At 36.5% G+C, this 2,633-nt stretch carries 3 protein-coding genes and 1 pseudogene; 2 read left to right on the top strand and 2 right to left on the bottom strand.

The annotated features are described in order from the left end of the window. Positions 1-574, top strand: a 574-nt coding sequence (locus EXE10_RS20535; protein WP_130114567.1) for a phosphatase PAP2 family protein, incomplete at its 5' end; no start/stop codon positions are given. A gap of 23 nt (positions 575-597) precedes the next feature. On the opposite strand, the pseudogene EXE10_RS20530 reads toward EXE10_RS20535, so the two are convergent. Then, a pseudogene (locus EXE10_RS20530) lies at positions 598-939 on the bottom strand (diacylglycerol kinase). A gap of 102 nt (positions 940-1,041) precedes the next feature. Here EXE10_RS20530 and EXE10_RS20525 point away from each other — a divergent pair. Beyond that, positions 1,042-1,743 (top strand): VIT1/CCC1 transporter family protein, encoded by a 702-nt coding sequence (locus EXE10_RS20525; protein WP_004761016.1) that lies wholly within the window; start codon positions 1,042-1,044, stop codon positions 1,741-1,743. Between the two features lie 154 nt (positions 1,744-1,897). Here the strand turns inward: EXE10_RS20525 and EXE10_RS20520 are convergent, their stop codons facing one another. Continuing rightward, positions 1,898-2,410: a cytochrome b gene (locus EXE10_RS20520; protein ID WP_004761014.1), complete on the bottom strand. Its 513-nt coding sequence runs from the start codon at positions 2,408-2,410 to the stop codon at positions 1,898-1,900. Between the last annotated feature and the right edge of the window lie 223 nt (positions 2,411-2,633).

The following is a 2,633-nucleotide window of genomic DNA, read 5'->3' as shown; positions in this document are numbered from 1 at the left end:
CACCAGTTTTGGTTCTACAGCAATTTCTTGTTTGATTGTGATTTTAGTCGGTGTGATCTGCTGGATCATTCGCCAACCCTATATATTAATAGGGTTGCTGGTCTCCACTATAGGAAGTTCTATATTTACCTTCCTGAGTAAACTCTTATTTCATCGCGTGCGACCAGCAGATGCTTTACTGCTGGAGCAATCCTACTCATTCCCTAGTGGACATGCCACCATTGCTATTGCCTTATATGGATTTCTTGCTTACCTGGCTATTCGTTTTAGCCCAAATTTTATCAGACAAGTCCGTATATTTTTTACGATGTTTCTTTTTGCTGTACTTTTAGGCCTAAGTAGAATTGTCTTAAATGAGCATTACTTAAGTGATGTGCTGGGTGGTTTTTTGGTAGGAACATTATGGTTAATTGTCAGTATTAGTCTGACAGAATGGTTAAGTGCCAGAGGAAAAATTATTTGGCAAATACCTGGGTCAGCTATGCAGACTTATACAGTAAGCCTAAGCATTATTTTGGTTCTGCTTGCTGCGCTAATCTATGCAGAAGTCTATCAATTTCCATTGTTGGCTTAAGTAAAATCAACTTTTAAGATCTTTTAGTGGACAAGTAAAATAATTGACCAAATAATAAAAATAATGAGAAGTGCTGAAAATTGTGCCGCACTTCTCATATCTTTTGCCTTTTTGGAATGCATGTTTTTCAAGCGAAATACGATCTAAAACAGCTTCAATCGCAGAATTGAATAATTCCACAATTACAGCCAGTAAACAGACAGCCACCATCAGTGCCCGTTCTATAGAAGAAACAGCAATAAAAAAGCTCATAGGAATTAGAATAAGATCAATTAATACGATTTGACGAAAAGCTGCCTATTTTTAGACGCTGTTTTAGATCCTAAAAATGAATAGCCAGTGGCTACTAGAATCCGTTTTAAAATTTTTTTGCCTTTTAATCACGGTTTTTGAAATTAGCCAATAATAATCTCTACAGATGAAATAAATTTATTATAATCATCCTGATAACAAAAAGGATATACCTTGTGCGCCATTCTTATCATATTGAAAAACATTACATCGAACGTGCGGGATGGTTGCGTGCAGCTGTGCTGGGGGCAAATGACGGGATTATTTCAGTCACAAGTCTCGTGGTGGGAATCGCAGCCAGTGGAGCATCTACCCATACTGTACTGGTGACCTGTATCGCCGGATTAATATCTGGAGCTGCATCGATGGCTGCAGGTGAATACATCTCCGTTAAATCGCAACAAGACATTGAAAAGAATGATCTGCAGATGGAAGAACGTGAACTGCAACGCCATCCTGAACATGAATTAAATGAGCTAAAAAATATTTACATACAGCGTGGATTACAACCCGCTTTAGCGCAAGAAGTCGCGCAACAACTGACTGCACACAATGCTTTAGATGCACATGCGCGTGATGAAATTGGTATTTCAGATCATACTTCTGCCCAGCCGTTTCGTGCTGCCTTCTCTTCAGCCATTGCATTTACTGTAGGCTCATTATTTCCTTTAATTTCAATTATGCTTCTGCCTGAGCGATACTTAGAGAAAGGCGTCATGCTGATTGGGGTATTAAGTCTCGGAATTATGGGTGCCTTGGCCAGTTATGCGGGCGGCGCCAGTATTTGGAGAGGTTCGATTCGGGTAATGATTTGGGGTATTATTGCCATGTTATTCAGTGCTTGGATTGGATCATTATTTAATGTTGCGGTGGCATAAGATCCTTTTTTGTATAATCCAAATATTCCCACTCCATGAGGAGTATAGATAATAAGTCTATAGAAATACCTGACCTATCTGACATGCTTTATATCAATAAAGCATGTTGTTCTAGGTGAACAATATGCCTATTTTCTATAGTTATAGATCTAAATCATTTCATTTTTTTAAAAAGCATACTTTTTAATACATTATCTTTGAAAATAAAATGGTGGATTAATGCAGCACAAGCATGTAAACCTACGACTGTAATAAAGAAGTTACCTAAAAATTGATGCATCTGACCAATATATTTAACCTCTCTAACACTGCTCAAAAGTGGCAAATTTAAAGAGAATACTTGGAAGTTATCAGTGAAACTCGATAATGCAAGCCAGCCCGCTATTGGAACGACACATAAACTTACGTAAAGCGTAAATCTGACAATTTTAAATAATTTTATTTGATACGGATTAATGATCTCATTTTGAGGAATACTTCTTTTATAGAGAAAAACAACACTCAACCGCACGAAAAATAGAATAAATATTGAAATTCCACCTATAACATGAATCTGGCCCTGCAAACCTGTTCTTGTTGGATCTCCACTCGTCAAATATACAATTACAACTAAAACAAAGGTAATCCAGTGCATTATTATCATAGGTTTAGGATAATTATTGTTCATATTTTTTTCCTGAATTTTAAATATTTATATAAAACTGAACCGATGAAAAAAGAATAGATAAAATTTATCTAGTAAAGTAGTCGTAGCCCAAGTTGGCTGCAGATCATCTCCCAACTTGAAGATCTTTTGTAATTTCAACATACCTCATTTCTAGCCTATACATGGTACTACTATAATCTTAAAAAGGCACTGTTGCAAATAGAGATTTGAGTCGATGATGTTC

Source organism: Acinetobacter sp. WCHAc060033, from assembly GCF_004209125.1.
Lineage (GTDB): Bacteria > Pseudomonadota > Gammaproteobacteria > Pseudomonadales > Moraxellaceae > Acinetobacter > Acinetobacter wuhouensis.
This window is presented reverse-complemented; position numbering and strand designations above follow the sequence as displayed.

Excerpts from the sequence above, each read along its gene's own strand:
- EXE10_RS20520 (WP_004761014.1), bottom strand. The coding sequence starts at position 2,410 with ATGAACAATAATTATCCTAAACCTATGATAATAATGCACTGGATTACC.